Raw genomic sequence first — 5,283 nt, forward strand, 5'->3', positions numbered from 1 at the left:
TGACCACCACCCCCCTCATCGACCTCGACGCCGACGCACACCACTGGGCCGACCAACCCACCACCAGCCCCGACCCCGGCACCCGACCCGAGCACCTCGCCTACGTCATCCACACCTCCGGCTCCACCGGCCGCCCCAAGGGCGTCATGGTCACGCACGCCAACGTGGTCCGGCTCTTCTCCGCCACGGCCGGGTGGTTCGGCTTCGGTCCGACCGACGTGTGGAGCCTCTTCCACTCCTTCGCGTTCGACTTCTCCGTCTGGGAGATCTGGGGCGCGCTGCTGCACGGCGGCCGGCTGGTGATCGTTCCCCCGCTGGTCGGCCGCTCCCCCGCCGACTTTCACCGGCTCCTCTGCGACGAGGGCGTCACCGTCCTCAACCAGACCCCCAGCGCGTTCCGGGGCCTGATCGCGGCGCAGGCCGACAGCGCCCGGGCGCACCGGCTGCGTACGGTGGTCTTCGGCGGCGAGGCGCTGGACCCGACGATGCTGCGGCCGTGGTATGCGGACGCGCGCAACGGGGGCACCGAGCTGGTCAACATGTACGGCATCACCGAGACGACCGTGCACGTGACCCACCGGCCGCTGACCCCGGCCGACGCCGAACGGACGGGAGTCAGTCCGATCGGGCGGCCCCTGCCCGACCTGCGGCTCTACGTGCTCGACGGGCAGGGGGAACCGGTGCCGCCCGGGGTCGTCGGTGAACTGCACGTCGGTGGCGCGGGGGTGGCGCGCGGCTATCTCAACCGTCCCGCGCTGACCGCCCAACGCTTCCGGCCCAGCCCGTTCGTGCCGGGCGACCGGCTCTACGCCACGGGCGACCTCGTGCGCCACCGTCCCGACGGCGGCCTCGAGTACCTGGGCCGCAACGACTCCCAGGTGCAGATCCGCGGCTACCGCGTCGAGCTGGGCGAGATCGAGGCCCGACTGGCCGCCTGTCCCGGCGTACGCGACGCGGTGGTGACGGTCACGACCGACGCCACGGGCGAGTCGCGCCTGGTCGGCTACTACACCGCCTCGGTGCGCCGGCTGACCGCCGAGGCGCTGCGGACCCGACTGGCCGGCGTCCTGCCGGAGCACATGGTTCCGGCCGCGTACGTGCGGGTCGCCGAGTGGCCGCTCACGCCCAACGGCAAGCTCGACCACAAGGCCCTGCCCGCCCCCGACGGGTCGGCCTTCGCCGCCCGGCGCTACACCGAGCCGGTCGGTGCGACGGAGACCGCCCTCGCCGCCATCTGGGCGGAGGTGCTCGGCGTCGAGCGGGTGGGCCGGCACGACAACTTCTTCGCGCTGGGCGGGCACTCGCTGCTGGCCCTGCGGGTGCTGGAACGGATGCGCCGCCAGGGCCTGTCCGCCGACGTACGCGCGCTCTTCGCCGCCCCGGTCCTGGCCGACCTGGCCGAAGCGGTGGGTGCCGGCGCGGAGCGGACCGACGAGGCCCCGGAGCCGATCCGGGCCGACTGCGAGCGGATCACGCCGGACCTGCTGCCGCTGGTGCGGCTGAGCCAGTCGGAGATCGACGCGGTCGTCGCGACGGTCCCGGGCGGGACGTCGAACGTGCGGGACATCTACCCCCTGGCCCCGGTGCAGGAGGGGATGCTCTTCCACCACCTGATGGCCCGCGACCGCGATCCCTACCTGGTCACCACCGTCCTGCGCTTCGCCGACCGGGACCGGTTGGACCGCTACCGGGCCGCGCTGGAGGCGGTCATCGCCCGGCACGACGTGCTGCGTACCTCGGTGGTGTGGCACGGGATCAACGAGCCGGTGCAGGTGGTGTGGCGCCGGGCGCCGCTGCCGGTGCGGGAGGTCACGCTCGACCCCGCGGGCGACGACCCCGTCCGGCAGCTGCGCGAGCACGTCGCGCGGCGGTACGGCCGTCTCCCCCTGGACCAGGCGCCCCTGCTGCGGCTGCTGGTCGCGCGGGACCCCCGCGACGGCGGATGGCTGGCCGTGGAGCTGATCCACCACATCGTCGACGACAACACCTCGCTCAAGCAGCTGCGGGCCGAGATCCGCGCGTACCTGGCCGGCCAGGGCGACCGGCTGCCGGCGCCGCTGCCCTTCCGCGACTTCGTGGCGCGGATCCGGCGTGGATCCGACCGGGCCGAGCAGGAGAGCTTCTTCCGCCGGATGCTCGCCGACGTCGACGGCCCGACCCTCCCCTTCGGCCTGCGCGACGTGCACGGCGACGGGCACACCATGCGCGGCGCCCGGGTGTGGCTCGGCCCGGAGCTGACGCGGCGGCTGCGGCAGCGGGCCCAGGCCCTCCAGGTGGGGGTGACCAGCCTGTTCCACGTCGCCTGGGGGCAGGTGCTGGCCCGGGCCGCCGGCCGCCGGGACGTCGTCTTCGGCACCGTGCTCTCCGGCCGGATGGACGGCGGCGCGGGCAACGACCGGATCCTCGGGCCCTTCCTCAACACGCTCCCCCTGCGGGTCACCCTCGACTCCACCGGCGTCACGGAGTGCGTACGCCGCACCCACGGGGCGCTGACCGGGCTGATCCGGCACGAGCACGCGTCGCTGGCACTCGCCCAGTCGTGCAGCGGGGTGGCGCCGCCGGCTCCGCTCTTCACCGCCCTGCTCAACTACCGGCACGCCGAGGTGCTGGCCGAGTCGGACATCGACGCGCCGGAGCCCGACGCCGACGACCTGACCTACCTGGCGGCCGAGGAACGCGGAAACTACCCGCTCGCGCTGGACGTCGACGACCTGGGCGACGACGTCGTGCTGACCGTCGCTGCGGCCGGCGTGGCGCCCGAGCGGGTCTGCGCGATGGTCGAGCGGGCGCTGGAGACGCTGGCCGAGGCGCTGGAGCGGACGCCGGACGCGCCGGTGGGCGGGCTCGACGTGCTGCCCCCTGCCGAGCGCCGCCGGCTCGTCGAGGAGGGCAACGACGCCACGGTGGCGTACCCGCCCGGGCGGTTGGTGCACCACCTCGTCGAGGCCCGGGCGGCCCACGACCCGGAGGCGGTGGCCCTCGTCCTCGGCGACGAGCGGCTGACCTACGGCGAGCTGAACACCCGGGCCAACCGGTTGGCCCACCACCTGCGCGCCCGGGGTGTCGGGCCGGACCGGCTGGTCGCCATCTGCGTCGAGCGGTCGCTGGAGACGGTGGTGGGACTGCTGGCGGTCCTCAAGGCCGGTGGCGCCTACCTCCCGCTCGACCCGGCGTACCCGGTCGACCGGCTCGCCGCCATGCTGCGCGACAGCGCGCCGGTGGCGGCGCTGACCCACGGCCCGGCCCGCGAGCGGCTGCGCGCCGCGCTGGCCGGGCTGGACACCCCCGTGGTCGAGATGGACCTCGACGCGGCGGGCTGGGCGGAGCTGCCGGTGACCGACCCGGTCGTCGACGGGCTCGGCGCGCACCACCTGGCGTACGTGATCTACACGTCCGGCACCTCGGGCACCGCCAACGGGGTGCTGGTGGAGCACCGGCAGCTCATGGCCGTCGCCGCCGCCTGGGAACGCCTGCTCGACCTGCGCCCGGGCCTGGCGCACCTGCAGATGGCGAGCTTCTCGTTCGACGTCTTCACCGCCGACGTGGTACGGGCGCTCGGATTCGGCGGGCGGCTGGTGCTCTGCCCGCGTCCGCTGCTGCTGGACAGCGCGGGCCTGTACGACCTGCTGCGCCGCCACGACGTGGACTTCGCCGACTTCGTACCGGCGGTGCTCAACCCGTTGCTGGAGCACCTGGAGTCCACCGGCGGGAGTCTCGCGGGGCTGGAGACGGTGGTCTGCGGCTCGGACGCGTGGGCCGCCGCCGACGCCGCCCGGCTCCGTGCCCTGTGCGGCCCGGGGGTGCGCATCGTCAACGCGTACGGAGTGACCGAGGCGGCCGTCGACAGCACCTGCCACCTGCTCCCGACAGACGGCCTCGCCGAGGCGACCTGCCTGCCGATCGGCCGGCCGCTGCCCAACGTGCGGGTCTACCTGCTCGACGGCGAGGGCGAGCCGGTGCCGGACGGGGTGGTCGGCGAGATCCACATCGGCGGTGCGGGCGTGGCGCGCGGCTACCTGAACCGGCCCGAGCTGACCGCGCAGCGCTTCCGTCCCAGCCCGTTCGTGCCCGGCGAGCGGCTCTACCGCACCGGCGACCTGGGCCGGCGCCTGCCGGACGGGGAACTGGAGTTCCTGGGCCGCGACGACTTCCAGGTCAAGGTGCGGGGCTTCCGCGTCGAGCTGGGCGAGATCGAGGCCCGGTTGGCGGCCGTCGAGGGCGTGCGGGAGGCGGTCGTCGTGGCGCGCCCGGACGCCGGCGGCGACCAGCGGCTCGTCGCGTACGTGCTGGACGGGGCGGGACGGGCGCCGGACGCCGCGCGGCTGCGGGACCGGCTCGCCGACGAACTGCCGGAGCACATGGTGCCCGCCGCGTACGTCCGGCTGACCGCGTGGCCGCTGACGCCCAACGGCAAGCTCGACCGGATGGCGCTGCCGGCACCGGACGGGGAGGCCTTCGGCCGGCGCGGGCACGTCGAGCCGGTCGGCCTGCTGGAGACCATGGTCGCCGGCGTCTGGGCGGAGGTGCTGGGGGTCGAGCGGGTCGGCCGGCACGACGATTTCTTCGCGCTGGGCGGCCACTCGCTGCTCGCCATGCGGCTGGTGTCCAGGATCCGGCAGGTAATGGGGCGGGAGGTCTCCCCGGCGGTGCTCTTCGCGGCGCCGGTCCTGACCGCCTTCGTCGCCCGTCTGACGCCGGACGGCCGCGACGTGCTGCCGCCGATCCGCCCGGTCGACCGGACCGGTGCGCTGGAGCCCTCCTTCGCGCAGCGACGGCTGTGGTTCCTGGAGCGGCTCGGCGGTCTCGGCCACACGTACCACATGCCGCTGGCCCTGGAGCTGGCCGGCTGGCTCGACCGGGACGCGCTGCGGGCCGCCCTGGACGCACTGGTCGCCCGGCACGAGGCCCTGCGTACCCGCCTCGTCCCCGCCGGCTCCGACGTCCACCAGCACGTCGATGCGCCCGGGGCCGGCTTCACCCTGCACACGCACGACCTCACCGGGGCGGCCGACGCCGCCACCTCACTGGCCCGGCTGCAGGACGAGGAGTTCACGGCCCCGTTCGACCTGACCGCCGGCCCGCTGATCCGGGGCCGCCTGGTCGCCCTCGCCCCCGACCGGCACGTGCTGCTCGTCACGATGCACCACGTGGTCTCCGACGGCTGGTCCTTCGGCGTCCTCGTGCGGGAACTCGGGGTGCTCTACGCCGCGCACCACCACGGCCACCCCGACCCGCTGCCACCCCTGCCCGTGCAGTACGCCGACTACGCCGCCTGGCAACGCC

1 protein-coding gene is annotated in these 5,283 nt (G+C 75.0%); it reads left to right on the plus strand.

Annotated elements, in window-relative coordinates; genetic code table 11:
• On the plus strand, positions 1-5,283 hold a 5,283-nt coding region (locus tag V6U77_RS29515; protein ID WP_334610019.1), incomplete at both ends, for an amino acid adenylation domain-containing protein.

It is taken from the genome of Micromonospora sp. CPCC 205546 (assembly GCF_036902715.1).
In the GTDB taxonomy this organism is placed as follows: domain Bacteria; phylum Actinomycetota; class Actinomycetes; order Mycobacteriales; family Micromonosporaceae; genus Micromonospora.